The sequence below is a fragment of the Terasakiella sp. SH-1 genome (assembly GCF_004564135.1).
GTDB lineage: Bacteria > Pseudomonadota > Alphaproteobacteria > Rhodospirillales > Terasakiellaceae > Terasakiella.
The window spans coordinates 3,416,920-3,439,287 of record NZ_CP038255.1; the positions used below are offsets into that span (position 1 = coordinate 3,416,920).

Sequence of the window (22,368 nt, forward strand, 5' to 3'; positions counted from 1 at the left end):
GCGGGGATGACACTTTTTGATTAACGAGAATTCATCGCATCGAAGAAATCATCGTTGTTTTTGGAATATTTCAGCTTATCCAGCAAGAATTCCATGCCGTCGGCTGTACCCATCGGATCGAGAATACGACGCAGCACCCACATTTTGGACAATGTGTCTTTTTCCACCAGCAAGTCTTCCTTACGGGTCCCGGACTTGGTGATATCAATTGCCGGGAAGGTGCGCTTATCCGCCAATTTACGATCCATAACAATTTCAGAGTTACCTGTGCCTTTGAATTCCTCAAAGATCACTTCATCCATACGCGAGCCTGTATCAATCAGGGCTGTAGAGATAATAGTGAGGGAGCCGCCTTCTTCAATATTACGCGCAGCACCAAAGAAACGTTTGGGGCGTTGCAGGGCGTTCGCATCCACACCACCTGTTAGAACCTTACCGGAAGACGGTACGCACGTGTTATAGGCACGTGCAAGACGCGTGATGGAATCAAGCAGAATGACCACATCTTTTTTATGTTCGACCAAACGTTTGGCCTTGGAAATCACCATTTCAGCCACTTGGACGTGACGCGCTGCCGGTTCATCAAAAGTAGAAGAAATCACTTCGCCTTTTACAGAGCGATCCATATCGGTCACTTCTTCCGGGCGTTCATCAATCAACAGAACGATCAGATAACATTCCGGATGATTTTCCGCGATGGAATGGGCAATATTTTGCAGCATCACCGTCTTACCTGTGCGCGGTGGGGCCACCAGCAAGGCACGTTGACCTTTACCGATCGGGGAAACCAGATCAATCACACGCGGGGTCATATCCTTGCGTTCCGGATTGTCGATTTCCATCTTGAGACGCTCATTGGGATAAAGCGGTGTCAGATTATCGAAATGCACACGATGACGCGCTGATTTGGCATCTTCGAAATTAACATTTTCCACTTTTAACAGGGCAAAATAACGCTCTCCATCTTTCGGAGCGCGAATTTGGCCTTCAACCGTATCACCTGTGCGTAAAGAGAATTTACGAACCTGATTGGGGCTGACGTAAATATCATCGGGTCCCGGAAGATAGTTGGCTTCCGGACTACGCAGGAAGCCAAAGCCATCTTGTAAAACTTCCAGAACACCACCGCCGTAAATGGTGACATCATTTTCTGCCAGCTGTTTCAAAATGGCAAACATCAATTCCTGTTTGCGCATATTACCGGCATTTTCAATTTCCAACTCTTCTGCATAAGCCAAAAGGTCGGCGGGTGATTTTTCTTTGAGTTCCTGAAGATTCATAAGGGAAAGCACTCTTTAGGGTAAATAGAAGAAAGAAACCTTAAAACGAAAGAAATCAATGATGAAATCTAGTTATGGTTTTGTTTCTAAATGATAAATCCGAAGTCTGGGTAAAGCGAAAGGAGAATTTTCGAAGTGAATTCAGATAGTGAAGGAAGGAGTATCATTGCTGATATACGGACCATTTCGCCCGTTTCTGGATCAAGATGTAACTTATAACGCCTCGCAAAGTCAAGCTGTCTCTATGAAACTATTGCCAGAAGGGGGCTGTATTTGGTTTACTACAAAGATAAGAAGTTTTCCTATCCATTCTCAAATATCTTTAAAGAGCTATGTTTCAAAAAACCGCATTCCTTATCTTGATCGCTTTTTCTTTTTTACTGACAGACATTACCAATGTATCTGCCAATGCAGGCTTTAACCGTCTGAAAGCTGCAGGTTCCGGCTTAAGCGGCGGCGGTGGTGGCGGTGATGAAGAAGAGGGTGATGGCAAAGGCGGCGGTGGTAAGGGCGGCAAAGGTGGCCGTCTGGATGGCAAACCGGCTGGAGGGAAAGATATTCTCTATATCGGTAGTTTTGAAACCTATATTCCCAAAAAACGCTATAACGCCAAGATTACAGTTTTTGGCGAAGGTCGTAAATTTTTGCTGACCCACCGGGCTTGTGTCAAAATCAAACGTATTCGTGATAGCCTTAATCAATATCTTTTTAAAAAGGAACTCCAGCTCGATCGCCGGGGGCGGGTAGATACCAAAGGCATGGATAGTGAAGTCCGCGCCGTGATTAAAAAAGCCCTGAAAACCAAAGTGGAATATTTCACCAGCCTTTATGTTTATTCCGGCCTTTATAGCCATCGTAAAGGGCCAAAACCGCTACAAAATCAAAGAATTGTTGATTGTGATACGGTATTTGAAACCAAAAAAGAAATGGATCGCGCCAAGAAGTAGCTGGATTCCCGATCAAGTCGGGAATGACATTTATATAAGTTGTCATCCTCGGACTTGATCCGAGGATCCAGCTTAAAACGGCTTCACAATCACCATAATGACCAACACGATCATCAAAACCGTCGGCACCTCATTGATCATGCGATAGAATTTTTCTGACTTGGTATTTTTATCTTCCAAAAAATCAAGGCGATATTTCGCCAGATAAAAATGAAAAACGATCATCAGGAAAACACAAGTCAATTTGACATGTAGCCAGCCTTGATCCCAGGCATCAATCTGAAACAGGATTAAGGTACCAAAAATGGCTGAGGACACCATGGCCGGGTACATAATGGCGCGCAACAAACGTCGTTCCATCACTTTTAAGGTCTCAGACAATTCTGAACCCACTTCGGCTGTGGTGTGATAAACATATAAACGTGGCAGGTAAAAAAGTCCGGCCATCCAGGCCATAACTGAGATGACATGCAGGGCCTTAAACCAAAGATAACTGTCTTCAAACATAATCTAGCCTTTACAGATACAACGTTTATGACTGTTGGGACACAGGCGCTTATGGCCGTCTGGTAACACATCTTTTTCAATGGAAATATGATTGATCACCAGATCGCGCAACCCATCAATAAAGAAAGGGTGAGTCCCCACCGCAGGTGTACGCAGGTAAGCTGGAACCCCATGTTCTTCGGCCAGCTCACGATATTCAATATCCAGCTCGACCAAAGTTTCAGAATGTTCAGAAACAAAAGCAATGGGCACGACAATCAGAGGGACTTTATCCTGACCAGCGCGGATAATCTCATCTTCGGTATTGGGTCCAATCCATTCCTGTGGGCCAACCCGGCTTTGATAACTCACCCACCAATCTAAATTAGGGATATTGAGTTTTTCCACCACGGCTTGGGCTGATTGTTCCACTTGCCATTGGTAAGGGTCGCCCTTTTCAATAATGGATTTGGGCAATCCATGAGCAGAAAACAGAACACGGGGCTTGCCAATATGACTGGCTTCTTGAATTTGGGGGTGAAGAAGGTCCGCAATGGCGCTGATAAAACCTTCATTGGTGGGATAGCAACAGACCGTTGTGGTTTTAGCCCCTATTTTTGCCTTTTGAGCTGCTTTTTCCCAGTCTTTCAGGGAAGATTCCACAGTTGTGGTGGAAAATTGCGGATAAAGCGGTAAGAGAACAATATGGTCTGGGTTAAATTCTTTGACCTTTTGCGCACAATCCTCGCTAAAAGGATACCAATAGCGCATGGAAATAAAGCTTTCGACTTCCACAGTGTCTATTTCACGTGAAACACTTTGGCTTAATGCTGTGGCCTGATCCTTTGTTAAAGGCAAAAGTGGGGATTTTCCACCCAAATGTTCATAGATTTCTGCAGCTACTGGGGCGCGTTTAGACGAAATATAACGCGCTAACATCCAGCGAATAGGCTGTGGTGCGCCAATAATCGCCTTATCATTAAACAAATTAAACAGGAAAGGCTGGATGGCCTCAATGGAATCAGGTCCACCCAGATTAAATAATACAATAGCCAGTTTCATCGGCTCTCGCCCTTTCCTCTTTGAAAGTTAAATGGCTGTTTTATCGAAATTTTGAACCATTTCAACCACACGTGCCACATTCTCAGGTGGTGTTTGCGGCACAATACCATGCCCTAAGTTGAAGATAAACGGCCCGTGGCTCATTTTTTCCAGAATATTCTGCACTTGAGCTTCCATCTGTTCACCACCCGCAACAACGGCCAGATTATCCAAATTCCCTTGGACACAACAATGGGGCTGAAGTTCTTCAATGGCCCAATCGAGGGGCACAGTTTGGTCGATACTGACGCCATCAACCCCTGTTTCTACAACAAACTTCTTATAAAGCGGCCCTGCCCCACGGGGGAAACCGATAACAGGGATATCAGGATGGGCATCTTTAATGCGTGATGTGATTTCTTTATTGGGTTCAATCACCCAACGGTCAAACTGTTCTTCTGGCAAAACCCCTGCCCAGCTATCAAAAATTTGAACCGCTTCTGCACCGGCCTCAATCTGTTTGAGAAGATATTCAGAGGTGGCCTCAACCAGTAAATTGATTAATTCCTGAAAGAAATCAGGGTCTTGATAGGCAATCAGACGAATGGTTTCGTATGTTTTTGACCCCTTTCCTTCCACCATATAGGTCGCATTGGTCCAAGGGGCCCCTGCAAAACCAATAAGCGCTGTTGTTTCAGGAATACTCTTACTCAACCTGGAGACAGTTTCATAGACGGGGGCAAGATGGTCATGAATCCCGGTAAGGCTCAGTTTAGAAAGCTCTTCTGAATTGCGGATCGGCTCTAGCTTTGGCCCTTCGCCTTTGATGAATTCAACTTTTTGGCCCAACGCATCGGGAATAGTCAGAATATCAGCAAAAAGAATGGCAGCATCAAAGCCATAACGACGAAGCGGTTGTAAGGTTACTTCTTCGGCCAAATCCGGGGAATAGCAGAAATGTAGGAAGTTTTTCGATTTGGCCCGAGTTTCCAGATATTCAGGAAGATAGCGTCCTGCTTGACGCATAAGCCAGATGGGGGGGCGTTCAGTGGTTTCCCCTTTAAGGGCACGTAAGAACAATTTTTCTGAAGAGGCCATAATTTTATCTTCCCTTTGATCCTTGAGTTTGCAGGAGTTATTCACAGTTCAATAACAAGTGTAAAGGTTATTTTCTTTAGTTTGTTTTTGATGATGGTCCTGTGGATAACGGGGATCAAATTTAATCCACAGGCTGTCCCCATATGACAGGGCATTCTGACGAAAATATGGCTGAAATGGAGTCGCCCCTGTGGATGTTGATTTTTTATTTCTGGAGTCGGTTCATAAAATTTACGGAGTCGCTTTCATCCACTTTAATTATGGGGATAACGGGGATAACATTTGAAAAATATCCATTTGTCCCCATAATGTGGCGACGCGCGGGATTTCTATCCCGATGCGGGTAACAGGGCAGATTTTTTTTGGAATTATTGGGAACAAAATAGCCCCTGTGAAAGAAACAGCGACTTATCCCCAGGTTTTGCAGACTTATGAACAACTATCACATCCATCTCGTCTCCGACTCCACAGGGGAAACCATTGAAACCCTGACACGGGCTTGTATCGCCCAGTTTGAGGGGATTTCGGTTACTGAAAATGTCTGGACACTGGTGCGTACCAGCGGTCAGGTCTCTAAAATCCTCAATGCGATTAAACAGCGTCCAGGTGTGGTAATCTTTACGATGGTAGATCGTGGGTTGCGCACCCAGCTTGAAAAAGGTTGTGAAAGTTTGGGTGTGCCCTGCATTGCCGTGCTTGATCCGATTATGTCGGCTTTCAAGGATCATTTTTGCGCCGAAGCTTCTTTTAAGCCGGGGCGCCAGCATGAAATGGATCAAAATTATTTCAATCGTATTGAGGCCATGCATTTTGCGTTGGCTCATGATGATGGTCAGTCTACCCATGAAATTCATAAGGCGGATATTATTTTGCTGGGGGTTTCACGCACCTCAAAAACGCCAACCAGTGTTTATTTGGCTAATAAGGGGTTAAAAGTCGCCAATATTCCCATCGTACCGCAATGTCCCTTGCCGACAAATCTGACAGACCCTAAATTTTCCGGCTGTCTTATTGTCGGGCTGACCAAAGATCCGCGTCGTCTTGTTCAGGTGCGCAAAAACCGCCTTTCCATGCTCAATGAAACCGCCATTACCGATTATGTGGATCTGGAAACTGTGGTGGAAGAAGTCCAGTTTGCCCGCAAGCTGTGTAATCGAAATTTCTGGCCGATGATTGATGTGACGCGCAAATCTATTGAAGAAACCGCCACAGCTGTCCTGAACTTGAAAATGAAACGGGATCAGGCATATGAAGACAGCAATTGGGATGGGGAATAATATAAATATAACAATGACTCAATTAATATTAGCTTCAGCCTCAAAATCACGCGGTGATCTGTTACGTGGCGCGGGATTGAATATCGAAACCATTCCGGCTGATTTGGATGAAGAGATTATCAAGGCTGAAGGTTTGCCTGTTGTGGAAACAGCGATAAAACTTTCAAAAGCCAAGGCCGCCCATATTTCAAAGCACTATCCTCAAGCCTATGTCATTGGTGCTGATCAGATGATGGAATGCGATGGTTTGCGTTTTGATAAACCGACCAGTCGAGAAAAAGCTCGTGAACAGCTGCAATTCTTGCGTGCTAAAACTCATCATCTCATCAGTGCCGTCTCTCTATATAAAGACAATGACTGTTTATGGTCCCATCATCAAATGGCAGAACTGGAAATGCGCAGATTTAGCGATGCCTTTTTGGAAAGCTATCTTGATCAAATCGGTAATGATGTAATGACCACTGTGGGGGGCTACCGATTAGAAGAAATGGGTGTGCAATTGTTTAATCGTATTGAAGGCGATTATTTCACGATTTTGGGCTTACCTTTATTGGCTGTCTTGGCATTTTTGCGCAGCCGCGATATGATTGATAAGTAAGACAATTTTTAAAATGGGGAGGAACTCATGATCTTATCAGGAAAAGCGGCTGTGGCCGGTGTGATGGGTTGGCCGATCAGCCATTCAAAATCCCCTCGCCTTCATGGCTTTTGGCTAGAAAAATATGGCATTGATGGCACCTATATCCCCATGGAAGTCACCCCGGATAATTTTGCCAAGGCCGTTCACGGTATGCAGGCCGCCGGGATGAAAGGCTGTAACGTCACCGTTCCCCATAAGGAAAAGGCGCTGAAAATTGCTGATGATGCCAGTGCGCGCGCCCATAAGATTGGTGCAGCTAACACATTGGTTTTTAAAGAAGATGGCTCCATTTATGCCGATAATACAGATGGGTATGGCTATATGGAAAATCTGAAAGCCGGGGCACCGGATTGGGACCCTGCGGCTGGTCCGGCCGTTGTGTTGGGGGCTGGTGGGGCTGCGCGTGCGGTTTTGGTGGCTTTGGCAGAAGCGGGATGTCCAGAAATTCGCCTGACCAATCGGACCAAGGAACGTGCAACCAATTTGGCTGATGAACTTGATCATAAAATCCATGTGATTGATTGGAGAGAGCGCGAAGAAGCCTTGGCCGGGATTAATCTTCTGACCAACACCACGACTTTGGGCATGACCGGGCAGGCGTTATTGGAAATTGATATTTTCGATATGCCGAAAACCGCGCTGGTCAGTGACATTGTTTATGCGCCCCTGATGACTAATTTGCTGGAAAAAGCCCATGTTCATGGCTGCACGGTGGTTGATGGTCTGGGCATGTTGCTTCATCAGGCGCGACCTGGTTTCAAGGAATGGTTTGGCGTGGACCCCCAAGTGGATGCGGATTTGCGTGAATTTGTCTTGAAAGAAGAATAATGTTCATTCTGGGGCTGACAGGCTCTATTGGCATGGGAAAGTCAGCGACAGCGGAGATGTTTCGCACGCTTGGCATTCCCGTTCATGATGCCGATGCCACTGTGCATCAATTGATGGGGCCAAAAGGTCGGGCAACAGCGAAAATCAATCAGGTTTTTCCCGGTTGTTTGGCTGAAAATGGGGCAGTGGATCGCCAAAAACTCGGTGCACAGGTTCTGGGTGATGATGTGGCTTTAAAAAAACTGGAAGCCATTCTTCATCCTATGGTGCGGGGCGAAGAACGTAAATTTTTGCGCATTTGTCAGCTGCAACGGCGCAAAATTGTGGTGCTGGATATTCCCCTACTCTTTGAAACTAAAGGGGAAAAGCGCTGTGATGCCGTTTGTGTGGTCTCAGCCACCAAGGCGATCCAAAAACGCCGGGTTTTGGCCCGATCTGGGATGACACAGCAGAAATTCAACGTGATTTTAAAAAAGCAGATGCCCGATGTTCAAAAACGTCGCCGGGCTGATTATATCATTTTTAGCGGCGCTGGCTTTCGTGTGGCGCGAAATCAGGTTAAAAAGATCGTTCAGGAAATTCAGGGCTGATCATGCGCGAAATTGTACTCGATACGGAAACCACCGGGTTTGAATATAAACAAGGCCATCGCCTTGTGGAAATTGGTTGTGTAGAACTCATGAACCATATGCCCACAGGCAAGACCTATCACCAATATATCAACCCGGAACGCGATATGCCGGAAGGCGCTTTTCGCGTTCATGGCTTATCAGAAGAATATTTGCGTGATTTCCCTATTTTTAAGGAAGTTGCGCAGGAATTTCTTGATTTTATCGGGGATGCGACCCTGATTATTCACAACGCGGGCTTTGACGTTCCCTTTTTGAATTACGAGCTGGAACAACATAAATTCCCGGTCATGGGCAATAATGTCACCGATACATTGATCATGGCACGCAAGAAATTCCCTGGCTCCCCTGCGAACCTAGATGCCTTGTGTCGTCGTTATGGTGTGGATAACTCCAACCGGGAAAAACACGGCGCCTTGCTTGATAGTGAGCTTTTGGCCGAAGTTTATCTGGAACTGATCGGTGGGCGTCAACCGGGTTTGGTTTTGGAAAAAGAGGCTGCTGCGGCCTCGGACATTGCCCAAAAAGAACGGGTTTTTAGAGAACCCCGCCCCCATGCCCCGACAGAAGAAGAACTGTCTGCTCATACTGCCTTTTTAGAAAAAATTAAAAACCCCATATGGTTAGCGGGTGAAGCTGAAGAGAAAAGTTAACATGAAACATACCTTTATTGCTTTATTTGGATGTCTGGTTTTGATTGCTTTTGTCGCTCAGGCGGCTCTCACACCAAATGTGGCGGGAAAGGTGAAACAGGTATCTGGTTCTGTTGTGGCTGTACAAGATGCGCAGGTGCGGGTTCTTAAAACAGGCGATGAAGTGTTGATTGGTGATATTCTCTCTACAGGACCCGATGGTCGTTTGGAAATTACCATGATTGATGAAGGCAGCTTCAAACTGGGTGGACGGACATCTTTTGTGGTGATTGATTACACCTTTGGTCAAGGTAATAACAATGCAGTGATAGAATTGCTCAATGGGGCGATTGATGGGGTGTCGGGCCAAATTGCCAAGGCAAGCGCGGAAGGGTTGCGCATTGAAACCAAGGCGGCAACAATTGGTATTCGGGGCACAAAATTCTTTGTAGGTGAACTGGATGGGGCCTTAAGTGTGGCTCATTGGAAAGGCGGCGGTGTTCATGTGAAAAATTTTGCAGGGGAAGTTACCCTTACAGGCAATGATAGCGGAACCCGTTTACATGATCCACACACAGCCCCTACCCCATCAAAAATGTGGGGTGGGGAGAAAAAGCAGCGTGCACTGGCTTTGATGAAATAAAAAAAAGGCCCCCAAAAAAGGGACCTTTTCTTAGATAAATTTGGCAAAAAACTTATTGTTTTGTTTCGCCAGCAGCTTCTTGTTCGGCCGCCAGTTGTTCCATGCGCGCACGATACATGCCCGCAAAATCCACTGGATTCAGCATCATCGGAGGGAAAGAGCCATCGCGTGTTGTATTGGCAATGATGTTGCGTGCAAACGGGAAAAGCATGCGCGGACATTCGATCAGAAGCATGGGCTCCAGATGTTCCTGGGGAACATTGAGTTCAAAAATACCGCCGTAAGCCAGCTCACAGATGAAAGCCACATCTTCTTGCAATTTGCAATCAGCGCGGATTTTTACGATCACTTCAAACTGGTTTTCTGTCAGTTTAGCCGCATCCACATCTACATTAACAGACACATCAGGCTGTTCCTGCATCATGCGGGCATAAATACCGGGAGAATTTGGCACTTCAAAAGACAGGTCTTTGATATATTGGCCGTGAATGATCATCGGCTGGACTTCTTGTTCTTGGTTTTCTGTCGCTTGTTCGTTTTGGTCGGCCATTGCCTTACTCCTGAAAAATCGAATTTATGTTGGAAAAACTGGTAGCACGAAAGAAATGCAATCTCAACTTAATCCTGTTTTTCTGACCAGGGGCTTTCTGGATTGGCTTTAACCTCTTCAAATTCCCCGTCAATGACGCTTGAATTGGCTCCTTGATGGGGCTGGGAATGGGGGGGATGAGGTTCAAATGGGCGACCATCGGGACCCATCATATGAATATTGGAAGAATTTTTGACCAAATCTTTCGCCTTGTGGCGCAAAAAAGCACGAAATGGTGGGAAAAACAGTAAAAAACCAACCGTATCGGTGACAAAACCGGGGGTGAGCAGCAAGGCCCCGGCAAACAAAAGGCAGGCCCCGTCGAATAATTCAGCTGTTGGCAAATGTCCCGTATTTAATGTCGCTTGGGCGCGCATCAGGGTATTCATGCCTTGTTGGCGCAGTAAAGCCGTGCCTAAAATAGCGGTCAAAATAACAATGGCAATGGTCGGCCACAGTCCGATAATATCGCCAACTTGAATAAAAACAGCGATTTCTGTGACTGGAACAGCGATAAATAGAAGAAGAATGAAAAAGCCCAACGGGTGAATCCTTGCTCTTTTGACGATTTAAGATTATCTAGTTTGCATAAGCTGATACGCAAGTTACACTACTTGTGAAAAGATAACAGGTTAAATGATTTATTATGGCCAATTTTGATCTCATTTTACTGGCATTGATTGCCATTTTTATTTTCCTGCGTTTGCGCAATGTATTGGGCAGCAAGGATGGAAACGAAGATAATCGCAACCACCGTGACATTTTCAACCCTGATCCCATGGATGATCAGCGCAATGAAAATGCCAACGACAATGTGATTCATCTACCAAACTCTCAGCAAGAGCCTGTGCAAAATGAACAGGTTGCTGAAGACATCAATGAGATTGAACCTGTTGGTCCGGTGCAGCGTGCACTGGCTGACATCATGGCGGTGGATGCCAGTTTCGATCAACATGGTTTTGTTGACGGCGCACGGGTCGCCTTTGAAATGATTATTACAGCCTTTGCTGAAAATGATCGTGAAACATTGAAGAACCTTCTGACCCCTGATGTATACAGCAATTTTGAATCTGCATTGGAAGCTCGTGTGGCAGCAGGGGAAACCCTGGAAACAACCTTGGTTGGGGTGAATTCGCTGGAAATCACCGATGCGGTCTTGGAAGAAAATGTTGCCGAAGTCACCGTTCGTATTGTCAGTGAACAGGTCAATGTGACTAAAGACAGTGATGGCGAAGTTGTTGATGGCGATAGTAACTATATTGATACCATCACTGATATCTGGACGTTTGAGCGCGATATTGCCTCAAGCAGCCCGAACTGGTTCTTGAAAGCAACATCGACGGAATAAATTATGGCTGTTTGGGGGAAAACTTGGGCGAAATGTGTAAGTGCGGCTGGGCTGTTGGCTTTGGCTTCTGCCTGTACGCCTATGCCTTCTCATCAGGGAATGATTGCGCCCAAAGATACCTCTGTCGGATTTGATCCCAAACTTATTCCTGTCTCCTTTGCCTCACTTCCCGGTTGGGAAGAAGACCATTTGGCTGAAACCCTGCCTGCTTTGCGCCGTTCTTGTGAAAAATTTGGTCGCATGAAGGAAAGCAAGCTCATTGGTCCCAAAGGGATTGGGGGGGCAGCAGGGGATTGGAAACCGATTTGTACCGAAGCCTATTCCCTGCCTGATGGTGATAGTCAAAAGGCACGGGCATTTTATGAAAGTTATTTTCAACCCTATCTGGTTTCGGATTTAAAGAAAAACAAGGCCGCAGCGGGCCTGTTCACTGGCTATTATGAAGCGGGTCTGCGCGGGGCAAAATCCAAAGGCGGTCCATACCAAACGCCCCTTTATAAACGCCCGAAAGATTTGGTCCTTGTGGGACTTGGTGAATTTAAAAATAACTGGCGTGGCAAGAGATTAGCCGGAAAACTGGTCAATGGTCAGTTGATGCCTTATGCCACGCGTGCAGAAATTGAAGCCGGGAAATTGCGCGGCAAGGATTTGGAGCTGGTTTGGGTTGATGATCCGGTCGATGCCTTTTTCCTGCATATTCAAGGTTCTGGCCGGGTGCTTTTTGCCGATGGTTCGACCATGCGGGTGGGCTATGATGGTCATAACGGCCATGATTATACCTCCATTGGCCGTATCCTGATTGAACGCGGTGAGATTACCAAAGAAAAAATGTCCATGCAGGCCATTCGTGAATGGCTGGCTGCTCATCCCAATGGTGGGCAGAAGCTCATGCGCGAAAACAGCTCGTTCATTTTCTTTCGTGAATTAAAGGATGATGGGCCGATTGGTGCCCAAGGGGTGGTTTTGACACCGGGGCGTTCACTGGCGGTGGATAAACGTTTCCTTCCCATGGGGTTGCCAGTATATCTGCATACTTTTACCGATCCAATTTCCCCTGCCCCGATTTCACGTTTGTTGATGGCCCAGGATACAGGTGGGGCGATTAAAGGTGTTGTGCGGGGTGACGTTTTTTGGGGTTTTGGAGAAGAAGCGGCCAATCGCGCAGGTAAAATGAAGGAACCGGGCAGTTTCTTTGCTTTATTACCCAATAATTCTTTAAACCGTTGTCAGGTTTGTGAAGCTGCTGAAGACAGTTCTATCGTTTCACAGTAATAAATCGTATTTCTCCTTATTGTTTTTCTGGACCGCACTTGATAATCTGTCTCCCATAAAAATAAGAATATGGGAGAAGGGGCCACCTTATGCGTCTTTTGTTAGTTGAGAATTCCAAGACTGTCACATCTTTGTTGATGACAGAATTGGCAAAGGTCATTGATATTCATATTGATTGGGCTCCGTCATTATCAGATGTTTTTGAACTGATTGAAAAAAATGGGCCTCAAAATTATACACTGGCAATTTCCTGCCTGAATTTGGCCGACGCCGAAGATGGGGAAGCGGTTTCTGTTATTACGGAATTTCAAATCCCGACCATTGTTTTTTCCGGCACGTTTGAAGATTCCTTGCGTGATCAGTTTTTGCAAATGCCAGGTGTGATTGATTATGTGGTGAAAGAAAGTCAGGCCAGTCTGACTTATCTGTGTAATATGGTGTATCGCCTGATTACCAACCGGACGATCAAGACGTTGGTGGTTGATGGATCACGGCCTATGCGCCTGCAAGCCTGTGAATTATTGCGTCAATATCAGTTTCAGGTTTTAGAAGCAGAAAACGGTGAAGAAGCCTTAAAAATTCTGCAAGAAAACCGGGATATTAAATTGGTGGTTACGGATTATCAGATGGCCCCGGTCGATGGGTTTGAACTGACCAAAAAAATCCGTGAAACCTATGGCAAGGATGAACTGGCGATTATCGGTTTATCGGTTGTAGAAGCCGTCAGCCTGTCAGCACGTTTTATCAAGGTTGGGGCCAATGACTTTCTTCCCCGTCCCTTCCAGCCAGAAGAATTCCATTGCCGGGTGGCACAAAATATTGAACTGATTGAAAAAACACAAAAACTTGTGGATGCGGCCACCAAGGATTTCCTCACCGGGCTTTATAACCGTCGTTTCTTTTTTGATAAGGGGGAAAAGAAATTTTCCCGTCTGAAAAATCAACGCAAACCCATCGCCATTTGTATGTTGGATATTGATCATTTTAAATCTGTAAATGACACGTTCGGTCATGATGTGGGCGATGAAGTGCTTAAAGGTGTATCTTTGCAACTTCTTTCAGCGGTGCGCAAACAGGATATGGTTGCCCGTTTGGGAGGGGAGGAATTCTGTATTTTCCTGGATGATTTTGCAGAAGGGGAACTCTTTGACATGCTGGATGCTTTGCGTGAATCTATTGAATTCAAGCAATATGATTGCCTTGAGGATCGAGGCAATGTGACCTCCAGTTTCGGTGTTGCAAAATTCCACCCTGGTGACAGTCTGGATGATTTGTTAAAACGTGCCGATGAATTGCTGTATCTTGCCAAACAGTCCGGGCGCAATCAGGTCATCATTGAAGACTAGAGCCTAATTTAACAGTCTGCGACATTCTGGAATGTGGGAAAAGCGTTTCTTTTCCTGTGCGTAGTAAGCTTTGAGAAGATTTATATCTATGCCAAGTTTTTTGCGCACTTTTCCCAAAGGCTGGCTCATAAACTGGTCATAATTGATCCGATCCAATGCTTTGCAATGACATAAAACCCCTAAATTCAAGCCATCTTTAAACACAGAGAGATCATCACGTTTAAAACGATAGACATCGGGATAAAGATGGTGGGAAATCAATTGATAGAGCTTGCGCTCAAAACAGCCGACTTTGCCTGTTGATCCCATGGTAAAACCAATGACGAAGGCTTCATCCTTGGGCATCATGCCGCGCCCTAAAAGAATATGGATACAATCATGATCTTTTAGATCAACAGCCCCGTGAAAAAGCTCAAGGCCGGGCAGGCGAAAACGGGGGTTTTCCACAAGTTGCACAATCAAGGGGATTGCGGCCTGTTCATGTGACAGGCTGTGCATATCGTGCAGGGCGTCTTTTAAAAGAATATGTCTTTCGCTTAATGGAATATGCCAATTTTTATAGTTTTGGCCCCATTTTGATCCATTTAGTGGTGTCATCTGCTATATATGGGGTAGAAATTGGGGATTTTCCAGAGGGGACCTTCGCGCTATGATAAAGAAATGTAAAAAATAAAAAAACTGCGATCCGAGGGCGCCTTAAATGTATATTTTGCTTGTTGAAAGTTCACGCACTGTTGCCTTTATGGTGATGGCTGAACTTGCCAAAACCATTGAGGCGGAAGTCCATTGGGCCTCTTCAACAGAACAGGCCCTGTTGTTTATTGAGAAAAATGGCATTGGTTATTACAAGTTTGCCATTTCCGGCTTGAACCTGTCTGATTCCAACAAGGGCGACATCATCAATGTTATTACGGAATACCAAATTCCAACGGTGATCTTTTCTGCCAGTTTTGATTTGCTGGTTCGCCAGAAATTGCTCAGTATTCCGGGCGTTGTTGATTATGTTGTAAAAGAAAGCCCCGCTGCGTTTCGTTATCTTGCCAATTTGATTTATCGTTTGGCCCATAACAAGGGGCTCAAGGCATTGGTGGTGGAAGAAGACCGATCCACACGTTTATATATCACCGAACTATTGCGCCAGTATGAATTTAAGGTACTGGAAACAGATAGCGGTGAGGAAGCCGTTGATATTATTGAACAACATGAAGATCTGAAATTGGTGGTCACCGATTATAAAATGCAGCCCATGGACGGGTTTGAGCTGATCAAAAAAATCCGCGAACGACATAGTAAAGAAGAATTGGCTATTATTGGCTTGTCGGAAAGCAACGAACAGGCCCTGTCTGCACGCTTTATTAAAACTGGTGCCAATGACTTTTTGATCAAACCGTTCCATCCTGAAGAGTTTTTCTGTCGGGTGACTCAAAACATTGAATTGATTGAAAAAACCCAGAAATTGCTGGATGGGGCGATGAAGGACTTCCTGACCGGGGTGTTTAATCGTCGTTATTTCCTTGATCAAGGTGCTGAAAACCTTGAACGGCTGCATTATGAAGGCAAAGATGCCTGGGTCAGTATTCTGGACATCGACCATTTTAAATCCATCAATGATAATTATGGTCATGATGTGGGTGATGAGGTGTTAAAATCTTTATCTGCCCAATTGAAAAACAGCTTAAGAGCCAATGATATTCTTGCCCGTCTTGGCGGTGAAGAATTTGGCCTGATTATTGAAGCGGTGGATCGTCCGCAAATTGAAAAACTATTGGAGCGTATTCGCAAAAGAATTGAATCTAAACCCTATGAGTCTTTAAAAGAACGCCGCAATGTAACTGCCAGTTTTGGCTGTGTAAAATTGCAAAGCGGGGAAGAATTAGGTGAGGCGCTTAAACGGGCAGACAAAATGCTCTATCAGGCAAAGGAAAGCGGGCGTAATAAGGTGGTTATCGGCGAATAATCCCTTGCCCTTTTTGAAAGTTACTGGAATATTAAGCCCTTAATTACATTCTTTCAAAATATGACTGGTTTCAGATGGTCTTTTCTCGATTATGGGCACAACGGTTTAAAAAAGCCGTCGCGTTTGGCCTTGCAGCACTTTCAACATCCCCGCTTTATGCACAAGATGTTCAAAAGACATCGGCCAGTGTGGTGATGTATCACCGATTTGGGGAAGCAGATTATCCATCAACCAATATCAAGATGGAACAGTTTGAGGCCCATATTGAAGAGATCAAAAACGGGGGCTATACGGTTTTACCGCTTCCTGAACTGGTTGATTTGTTGAATGCAGGCAAGCCCCTGCCTGATAAGGCACTGAGCATCACCATTGATGATGGCTATGCCAGTATTTATGAAAAAGCCTATCCGAAATTTAAGGAAGCAGGCATTCCTTTTACCATCTTTATTTCAACCGATCCTATTGATCGCGGGTATGCCAAACATTTAACCTGGAAACAGGTCAAGGAAATGTCGGATGATCCGCTGGTTTATATTGGTGCCCATACGGCCAGCCATCTCCATATGCCAGCTTCTTCTGAGGCCCGCATTGGCAGTGAAATGGAACGCTCTTTGGCCCGTTTTGAAGAAAAGCTTGGTTATCGTCCGGATATTTTCGCCTATCCTTATGGCGAGGCCAGTTTGAAAGCCATGTCTGTGGTGCGTGGTTTTGGTATGCGCGCAGCCTTTGGTCAACATAGTGGGGCCGTTGGTTCTGGAGATAATCAATTCTATCTGCCGCGTTTTGCCTTGAATGAAAAATACGGCGATATCAAACGCTTCCAGATGGTGGCCCAGGCCAAATCCTTACATGTGCGTGATTTGGGGCCAAAGGATATGACCATTGCCAAGCGCAACCCGCCGATGATTGGTTTTACGGTGGATGAGTCTGTGGGTAGCCTGTCACCACTGGCCTGTTTTGCTTCCCATGAAGGCAAGGTTCGCCTTGAAAAGCTATGGGAACGCCGCATTGAAGTCCGTATGGAAAAAGCTCTACCTGTGGGGCGCACGCGACTTAATTGTACCATGCCGGCAGGCGATGGCCGCTGGCGCTGGTTTGGTCGAATTTTCTATGTTGCGCCTTAAGAAACTGAATGAAGATATATGACTAAGATCATAAAACAAAAGCAAATTATTGATCGCAAAGCCCTGTGGGCAGAATTGGAAGATATGGCGGGCTGGTCCGGTTATTCGTCCAAAATGCAGCCTGATATCCTGAAATTATTTAAGGGTGTGTTGAATAATGGGCGCGAAGAAATCAAGGCTCGATTTGAAAGTAAAAAGGCTGACGGTATTGTGACATTTCACAATTACGCCTTTCTGATCGACCAGATCGTGCGCACGCTTTATGATTTTACCACCAAATATGTCTATGCCATTCATACGCCGACCAAGGCCGAACAGTTCTGTGTTGCCGCTGTTGGCGGGTATGGGCGTGCAGAAATGGCCCCGCAATCTGATATCGACCTGCTCTTCCTGCTGCCTTACAAACAGACGCCCAAGGTCGAACAGGCCGTTGAATATATGCTTTATCTGTTGTGGGATCTGGGCTTGAAAGTGGGCCATTCCACCCGCAGCATTGATGAATGTATCAAAATGGCCAAAGATGATTTGACCATTCAAACAGCCTTGCTGGATGCCCGTTTTCTATGGGGCAATCAGGACCTGTTTGATGAATTTTGGGCACGGTTTAAAGATAAAGTCATCAGCGGGTCAGGTCGCCAGTTTGTAGATGCCAAACTGGAAGAACGTGATGAACGCCATTTGCGCATGGGGGATACCCGTTATGTGGTGGAACCGAACCTGAAAGAAGGTAAAGGCGGTTTGCGTGATCTGCAAACTTTGTACTGGATTGGCAAATATATCTACGGCGTGGAACGTTGGCGCGAGTTGGTTGATCACGGGGTGATTACCGAAGATGATGCCAAGGCTTTTAAAAAATCAGTAAATTTCTTGTTTTCTGTGCGTGCCACTCTGCATAACCTGACCAATCGCCCGACCGAAGCCCTGACTTTTGATGTGCAAAGCCAACTGGCGGAAAAGCTGGGCTATCATGATCGTGGATCCGTGCGTGGTGTCGAACGGTTTATGAAACACTATTACCTGACGGCCAAAACCGTTGGGGATTTGACGCGTAATCTCTGTGCGGTTTTGGATGAACAGCATAAAAAACAACAACAACGTTTTGCTATGCTGACCAATTTCTTTAAACGCAATGTGGATGTATTTGGCGTTGATGCCGGGCGTTTGACGCTGGATAAGGAAGATGCGGTTGTTGAGAACCCGATCCTGATGTTCAAACTGTTTCAGGTTGCCCAGGATCATGAGTTGGATATTCACCCCTTTGCCTTGAAACAAATTCGCGCCAACTTGAAACTGATCAAGGGAAAATGGCGTAAAAACCCTGAAGTGAACGAAATGTTCATGGAGATGCTGACGTCGACTAAAAAGCCGCAGCGTGCCTTGCGCCTGATGGGGGAAGTCGGGTTGTTAGGCCAGTTTATCCCGGATTTTGCCCGTGTGACGGCGCAGATGCAGTATGATATGTATCACACCTATACGGTGGACGAACATACCATCAAGGCGATTGGTGAACTCAACCGCGTTGAAACTGGGCAAAGTGCCGAAGAACTTCCCATCAGCTGTGATGCAATTTCAGAAGTTCTGTCGCGTCGTGCCTTATTTACCGCTGTTTTGCTCCATGATATTGCCAAGGGGCGTGGCGGGGATCATAGCGAGCTGGGCGCTGAAGTCGCCATGAAACTGTGCCCGCGTCTGGGATTGGATGAGGAAGAAACCGAAACGGTGGCATGGTTGGTGAAACATCATTTAACCATGTCCCATGTGGCGTTCAAACGGGATTTGGAAGACCCGAACCTGATCCGTAAATTCTGCGATATTGTGCAGTCTCCGGAACGGTTGCGTTTGTTGTTGATCCTGACGGTTTGTGATATCCGCGCGGTTGGCCCGGATGTCTGGAACGGCTGGAAGGGCAACCTGCTGCGTGTGCTTTATGCCCGTGCGATGGAGGTTCTCACAGGGGGGGAAGCCGCAGCTGGTGGTGTGCAGGCCCGTGTGGAAGCCAAACAATTGGCCTTTGGTGAGGCGATTTCCGGTTGGACAGAACAAGAAATTGACGATCATGTTGCCTTGGGCAATGCAGGGTATTGGCTCAGCTTTGAAACAGATGTGCAGCTACGCCATGCCCAATTGGTGAAACGTGCAGCCAGTGAAGAAGGCCCGGTTCATATTCATGTGGAACATGATACGTTCAACAATGTTTCTGAAATTTCCATCTATACGGCGGACCATCCCGGTCTGTTTTCTGTCATTGCCGGAGCCATGGCCTTGACCAATGGCTCCATTGTGGATGCGAAAATCGCCACTTTGGCAAACGGCATGGCGCTGGATACGTTTTCTGTTCAGGATCATAGCGGCGAAGCCTTTGATTCTGAATTGAAAATCAAACGCTTAGCAGAACGGATTGATAAAGCACTTAAAGGTGAGATTTATCCGGCTAGTGAGCTGGAAAAAGTCACCAAGAGCACCATGAAGTCACGCCGTGATGTCTTTACCGTGCCACCACGGGTGCTAATTGATAACAAAGTTTCCAATGCCTTTACGGTGGTGGAGGTCAATGGGCGTGACCGTCTTGGATTCTTGTATGATGTGACCCGCACCCTGACCGATTTGGGTTTGCAGATTAATTCCAGTCATATTTCTACCTTTGGCGAGCGCGCCGTTGATGTGTTTTATGTCAAAGATGTCTTTGGCTTGAAGGTCAATACAGAAAGCAAGCTGGAGGCTATTAAAACCAAGCTGCTGGAAACCATCCGCGAAGAAAATTATCACCAGCCGAAAAAACGCAAAAAGAAGAAAGAGGCGTCTTCCTGAGGATTGTCATCCTTGCGTATGCGGGGATCTTTTTCCAATGGGCCAGAAGATTCCCAATCAAGTTGGGAATGACGCTGGGGGGTTAGAGGTGTTTTTTGATAAGTTTGCGCAACTCTGGCACCAGTTCGGCCTCAAACCACGGGTTTTTCTTGATTAGATTGCTCACACGCCAACTGGGATGAGGCAGTGGCAAATAGCCCTGTTCTAGATAGTTCTGCCAGTGGCGCACGGTTTCGGTCATGGTTTTCTTCTTGGTTTTGGCGAGATAATGGTTTTGCGCGTAAGAGCCAACCAGTAAAGTCAATTCGATATTTTCCAGTTCTTCCAAGACTTTATCATGCCAGGCAGGCGCACATTCTTTGCGGGGTGGCAAATCCCCACCCTTTTCAAGGCGTCCTGGATAACACAGTCCCATAGGCATGATGGCAATGCGGCTGTCGTCATAAAAGGTTTCTTTATTCAGATTAAGCCAGTCTCGCAGGCGATCCCCGCTGGGATCATTCCATGGAATGCCGGTTTCATGGACCTTTGTGCCCGGTGCCTGACCGATGATGAGCAGCCGTGCAGATTTTTGCGCTCGAATAACGGGGCGTGGGCCTAAAGGCAAGTCGGAACACAGGGTACAGGCGCGGATTTGGGTGAGGAGATTATCCATATTATTTTCGTCATCCCCGACTTTGATCGGGGATCTCTTTCCTGTTTTATAAAGATCCCCGCGTGCGCGAGGATGACGTTTATGATTCTAACAACTGATCCACATAAGCAGGCACCACTTCACTGGCGGGTCCATAAATGGTTTCAGCAAAGAGGGTCGCGCCTTCGGAAGGATCAAGATTAAGTTCGACGGTGTGACAGCCTCCCAGCTGGGTGACGGCCTGTACAAAACCAGCAGCCGGGTAAACATGGCCGGAGGTACCGATGGACATAAAGAGATCGGCATCTTCCAAAGCCTCATAAATCTCTTCCATCTGCAAGGGAACTTCGCCAAACCAGACCACATGGGGGCGCAAACCGCCTGTTTCTGCACAATCGGGGCATTCCGTTTCCACATGTAGATTGGCTTCCCAGTGGCGAAGAGACCCACAATGGTTACAGCGGACTTTCAGTAATTCGCCATGCATATGAATGATGTTTTTTGATCCGGCAGCTTCATGCAGATTATCAATATTCTGGGTGACAATCAGCACTCTGCCCGGCCAGTTTTCTTCCAGTTTTGCCAAGGCCAAGTGGCCAGAATTTGGCGCAGGCTTATCTTCCATCAATTGGGAGCGCCGCGCATTATAGAAATCCTGCACCATTTTTGGGTTGCGTATAAAGGCTTCAGGTGTGGCCACATCTTCCAGATTCACTTTGGACCAGATGCCATCTTTACAGCGAAAGGTATCCAGACCGGATTCCCGACTGATCCCGGCACCCGTTAAAATAACAATAGTACCTTCTTTATCAATTTTTACATTCATTGTTGCTTCTTCCCTGATTTGACTTCTATATTAGGGAAAAACACCAACAGGGAAAAGCACGTCGTGGTTAAAGTTTTATTTGTTTGTCTGGGCAATATTTGTCGTTCTCCTACCGCAGAAGGGGTCTTTCGTGATCTGGTTGAAAAAAAAGGTTTAAGTTCTCAAATCATCACGGATTCAGCGGGTACCGGGGATTGGCATGTGGGCAAGGCACCGGATGGTCGGGCACAAAAGGCGGCAAAAACCCGTGGCTATGACCTGTCAGATTTGCGCGCACGCCAAGCCAAGCCGAAAGACTTTGTGGAATTTGATTATGTGCTGGCGATGGATCGCAGCAATTATTCAAACCTGCAATCCATTTGCCCAGCGGGATATGAAGACCGCCTCCATATGTTTTTGTCTTTTGACCCTGATAGCCCGGAAGTTGAAGTCCCTGATCCTTATTTTGGTGGACCGGCGGGCTTTGATTATGTCCTTGATCTGGTTGAAGAAGCTTCTGAAGGGTTGATGCAGGATATTCAGCGCGATTATCAGGTTTCTTGAGTCTGAAAATAGCGCCGCTGATGTTGGATAAAGGCTTTGATATCCCATTCTTTATAGCCAAGCAGGCGACCAATAATAATATCATCTTCTTCGCGCCATTTCCCTTGATGAAGCTTTACGTGCAGTTCGTGTAATTGTTCAACACGGTATTCTTCGCCGGGTAGGCAGAAGTAAATAGCTTGAAGACAGTCATAGGGCTCAGGCAGATGGGTTGGTCTATATCGGTGTTCAAATTGTTTGATTTGGCCGCTTTGTACAAAAGGCGTAAAATCCTTAAGCGGGATAAAACCATTGCCGGGAATTGTGTCGCTGAAAAAGGCACAGGGTTTATCCCCGGCAATCATCAGGTTCAGTTCGTGGCCTTCATGGGGGCCAATCGCGTGGGCAGTTTCAAAGGCAAATGGATACATGTGTCTTTTC

The 22,368-nt window shown here is 46.3% G+C and carries 24 protein-coding genes; 14 read left to right on the forward strand and 10 right to left on the reverse strand.

Annotated features, from left to right (window positions below; translation table 11 throughout):
- Positions 1 to 20: 20 nt before the first annotated feature.
- Entirely contained in the window at positions 21 to 1,280 is a 1,260-nt protein-coding gene (gene rho / locus E4K71_RS16060) for a transcription termination factor Rho (RefSeq protein ID WP_135081283.1), read from the reverse strand.
- Positions 1,281 to 1,612: 332 nt separating this feature from the next.
- On the opposite strand from rho, the gene E4K71_RS16065 reads away from it, so the two are divergent.
- Positions 1,613 to 2,227, forward strand: coding sequence for a hypothetical protein (locus tag E4K71_RS16065; RefSeq protein WP_135081284.1), 615 nt, complete (start codon positions 1,613 to 1,615; stop codon positions 2,225 to 2,227).
- Positions 2,228 to 2,299: 72 nt separating this feature from the next.
- On the opposite strand, the gene hemJ is transcribed toward E4K71_RS16065, so the two are convergent.
- The 3 genes from hemJ to hemE are packed head-to-tail and all read right to left on the reverse strand — an operon-like array spanning position 2,300 to position 4,852.
- Positions 2,300 to 2,734 carry a protoporphyrinogen oxidase HemJ gene (gene hemJ / locus E4K71_RS16070; RefSeq protein ID WP_135081285.1) on the reverse strand — a complete coding sequence of 145 codons (435 nt, stop codon included), beginning with the start codon at positions 2,732 to 2,734 and terminating at the stop codon, positions 2,300 to 2,302.
- Between the two features lie 3 nt (positions 2,735 to 2,737).
- Entirely contained in the window at positions 2,738 to 3,775 is a 1,038-nt protein-coding gene (gene hemH / locus E4K71_RS16075) for a ferrochelatase (RefSeq protein ID WP_135081286.1), read from the reverse strand.
- Between the two features lie 27 nt (positions 3,776 to 3,802).
- Entirely contained in the window at positions 3,803 to 4,852 is a 1,050-nt protein-coding gene (hemE, locus tag E4K71_RS16080; protein ID WP_135081287.1) for a uroporphyrinogen decarboxylase, read from the reverse strand.
- A gap of 431 nt (positions 4,853 to 5,283) precedes the next feature.
- Between hemE and E4K71_RS16085 the strand changes: the two genes are divergently transcribed.
- Genes E4K71_RS16085 through E4K71_RS16110 form a run of 6 tightly spaced genes read left to right on the forward strand, consistent with a single transcriptional unit; the run spans position 5,284 to position 9,501 of the window.
- The gene (locus E4K71_RS16085) at positions 5,284 to 6,129 is read left to right on the forward strand and encodes a pyruvate, water dikinase regulatory protein (protein WP_135081288.1); all 846 of its coding nucleotides are present in this window, start codon (positions 5,284 to 5,286) and stop codon (positions 6,127 to 6,129) included.
- A 13-nt stretch (positions 6,130 to 6,142) separates the two neighbouring features.
- Positions 6,143 to 6,727, forward strand: coding sequence for a Maf family protein (locus E4K71_RS16090; RefSeq protein ID WP_240796836.1), 585 nt, complete (start codon positions 6,143 to 6,145; stop codon positions 6,725 to 6,727).
- Positions 6,728 to 6,754: 27 nt separating this feature from the next.
- Positions 6,755 to 7,597, forward strand: a complete 843-nt coding sequence (locus E4K71_RS16095; protein WP_135081289.1) for a shikimate dehydrogenase — start codon at positions 6,755 to 6,757, stop codon at positions 7,595 to 7,597.
- Positions 7,597 to 8,187, forward strand: coding sequence for a dephospho-CoA kinase (gene coaE / locus E4K71_RS16100; RefSeq protein ID WP_135081290.1), 591 nt, complete (start codon positions 7,597 to 7,599; stop codon positions 8,185 to 8,187). The genes E4K71_RS16095 and coaE overlap by 1 nt, the downstream gene beginning before the upstream one ends.
- A 2-nt stretch (positions 8,188 to 8,189) precedes the next feature.
- Positions 8,190 to 8,879, forward strand: coding sequence for a DNA polymerase III subunit epsilon (dnaQ, locus tag E4K71_RS16105; protein WP_135081291.1), 690 nt, complete (start codon positions 8,190 to 8,192; stop codon positions 8,877 to 8,879).
- 1 nt (position 8,880) lies between these two features.
- Positions 8,881 to 9,501, forward strand: a complete 621-nt coding sequence (locus E4K71_RS16110; RefSeq protein WP_135081292.1) for a FecR domain-containing protein — start codon at positions 8,881 to 8,883, stop codon at positions 9,499 to 9,501.
- Positions 9,502 to 9,553: 52 nt separating this feature from the next.
- On the opposite strand, the gene secB is transcribed toward E4K71_RS16110, so the two are convergent.
- Together secB and E4K71_RS16120 are read right to left on the reverse strand one after the other, a co-directional pair.
- A complete protein-coding gene (gene secB, locus E4K71_RS16115; protein WP_135081298.1) occupies positions 9,554 to 10,051 on the reverse strand; it encodes a protein-export chaperone SecB in 498 nt (165 codons plus the stop codon).
- A gap of 68 nt (positions 10,052 to 10,119) precedes the next feature.
- Entirely contained in the window at positions 10,120 to 10,632 is a 513-nt protein-coding gene (locus E4K71_RS16120; RefSeq protein WP_135081300.1) for an FxsA family protein, read from the reverse strand.
- 104 nt (positions 10,633 to 10,736) lie between these two features.
- Here E4K71_RS16120 and E4K71_RS16125 point away from each other — a divergent pair, with 104 nt between their 5' ends.
- The 3 genes from E4K71_RS16125 to E4K71_RS16135 all read left to right on the forward strand — a co-directional run bounded on the left by E4K71_RS16125 (position 10,737) and on the right by E4K71_RS16135 (position 14,056).
- On the forward strand, positions 10,737 to 11,438 hold the full coding sequence (locus E4K71_RS16125) for a Tim44/TimA family putative adaptor protein (protein ID WP_135081302.1): 702 nt from the start codon (positions 10,737 to 10,739) through the stop codon (positions 11,436 to 11,438).
- Positions 11,439 to 11,441: 3 nt separating this feature from the next.
- Complete coding sequence (locus tag E4K71_RS16130) at positions 11,442 to 12,710, forward strand: murein transglycosylase A (RefSeq protein ID WP_135081304.1); 1,269 nt, start codon at positions 11,442 to 11,444, stop codon at positions 12,708 to 12,710.
- A gap of 89 nt (positions 12,711 to 12,799) precedes the next feature.
- On the forward strand, positions 12,800 to 14,056 hold the full coding sequence (locus E4K71_RS16135; RefSeq protein WP_135081306.1) for a diguanylate cyclase: 1,257 nt from the start codon (positions 12,800 to 12,802) through the stop codon (positions 14,054 to 14,056).
- A 3-nt stretch (positions 14,057 to 14,059) separates the two neighbouring features.
- Here the strand turns inward: E4K71_RS16135 and E4K71_RS16140 are convergent, their stop codons facing one another.
- Positions 14,060 to 14,653 (reverse strand): hypothetical protein, encoded by a 594-nt coding sequence (locus E4K71_RS16140; protein WP_135081308.1) that lies wholly within the window; start codon positions 14,651 to 14,653, stop codon positions 14,060 to 14,062.
- 103 nt (positions 14,654 to 14,756) lie between these two features.
- Between E4K71_RS16140 and E4K71_RS16145 the strand changes: the two genes are divergently transcribed.
- From E4K71_RS16145 to E4K71_RS16155, 3 genes are all read left to right on the forward strand, one after another.
- Positions 14,757 to 16,013: a diguanylate cyclase gene (locus E4K71_RS16145; protein ID WP_135081310.1), complete on the forward strand. Its 1,257-nt coding sequence runs from the start codon at positions 14,757 to 14,759 to the stop codon at positions 16,011 to 16,013.
- Positions 16,014 to 16,087: 74 nt separating this feature from the next.
- Positions 16,088 to 17,137: a polysaccharide deacetylase family protein gene (locus tag E4K71_RS16150; protein ID WP_135081312.1), complete on the forward strand. Its 1,050-nt coding sequence runs from the start codon at positions 16,088 to 16,090 to the stop codon at positions 17,135 to 17,137.
- A gap of 18 nt (positions 17,138 to 17,155) precedes the next feature.
- Positions 17,156 to 19,945 (forward strand): [protein-PII] uridylyltransferase, encoded by a 2,790-nt coding sequence (locus E4K71_RS16155; protein WP_135081314.1) that lies wholly within the window; start codon positions 17,156 to 17,158, stop codon positions 19,943 to 19,945.
- Between the two features lie 82 nt (positions 19,946 to 20,027).
- On the opposite strand, the gene E4K71_RS16160 is transcribed toward E4K71_RS16155, so the two are convergent.
- Together E4K71_RS16160 and cobB are read right to left on the reverse strand one after the other, a co-directional pair.
- The gene (locus E4K71_RS16160; RefSeq protein WP_135081316.1) at positions 20,028 to 20,600 is read right to left on the reverse strand and encodes a uracil-DNA glycosylase family protein; all 573 of its coding nucleotides are present in this window, start codon (positions 20,598 to 20,600) and stop codon (positions 20,028 to 20,030) included.
- Between the two features lie 79 nt (positions 20,601 to 20,679).
- Positions 20,680 to 21,405: a Sir2 family NAD+-dependent deacetylase gene (gene cobB, locus E4K71_RS16165; protein ID WP_135081317.1), complete on the reverse strand. Its 726-nt coding sequence runs from the start codon at positions 21,403 to 21,405 to the stop codon at positions 20,680 to 20,682.
- 63 nt (positions 21,406 to 21,468) lie between these two features.
- Here cobB and E4K71_RS16170 point away from each other — a divergent pair, with 63 nt between their 5' ends.
- A complete protein-coding gene (locus E4K71_RS16170) occupies positions 21,469 to 21,948 on the forward strand; it encodes a low molecular weight protein-tyrosine-phosphatase (RefSeq protein WP_135081319.1) in 480 nt (159 codons plus the stop codon).
- On the opposite strand, the gene E4K71_RS16175 is transcribed toward E4K71_RS16170, so the two are convergent.
- The gene (locus E4K71_RS16175) at positions 21,936 to 22,358 is read right to left on the reverse strand and encodes a hypothetical protein (protein WP_135081321.1); all 423 of its coding nucleotides are present in this window, start codon (positions 22,356 to 22,358) and stop codon (positions 21,936 to 21,938) included. The genes E4K71_RS16170 and E4K71_RS16175 overlap by 13 nt on opposite strands.
- Between the last annotated feature and the right edge of the window lie 10 nt (positions 22,359 to 22,368).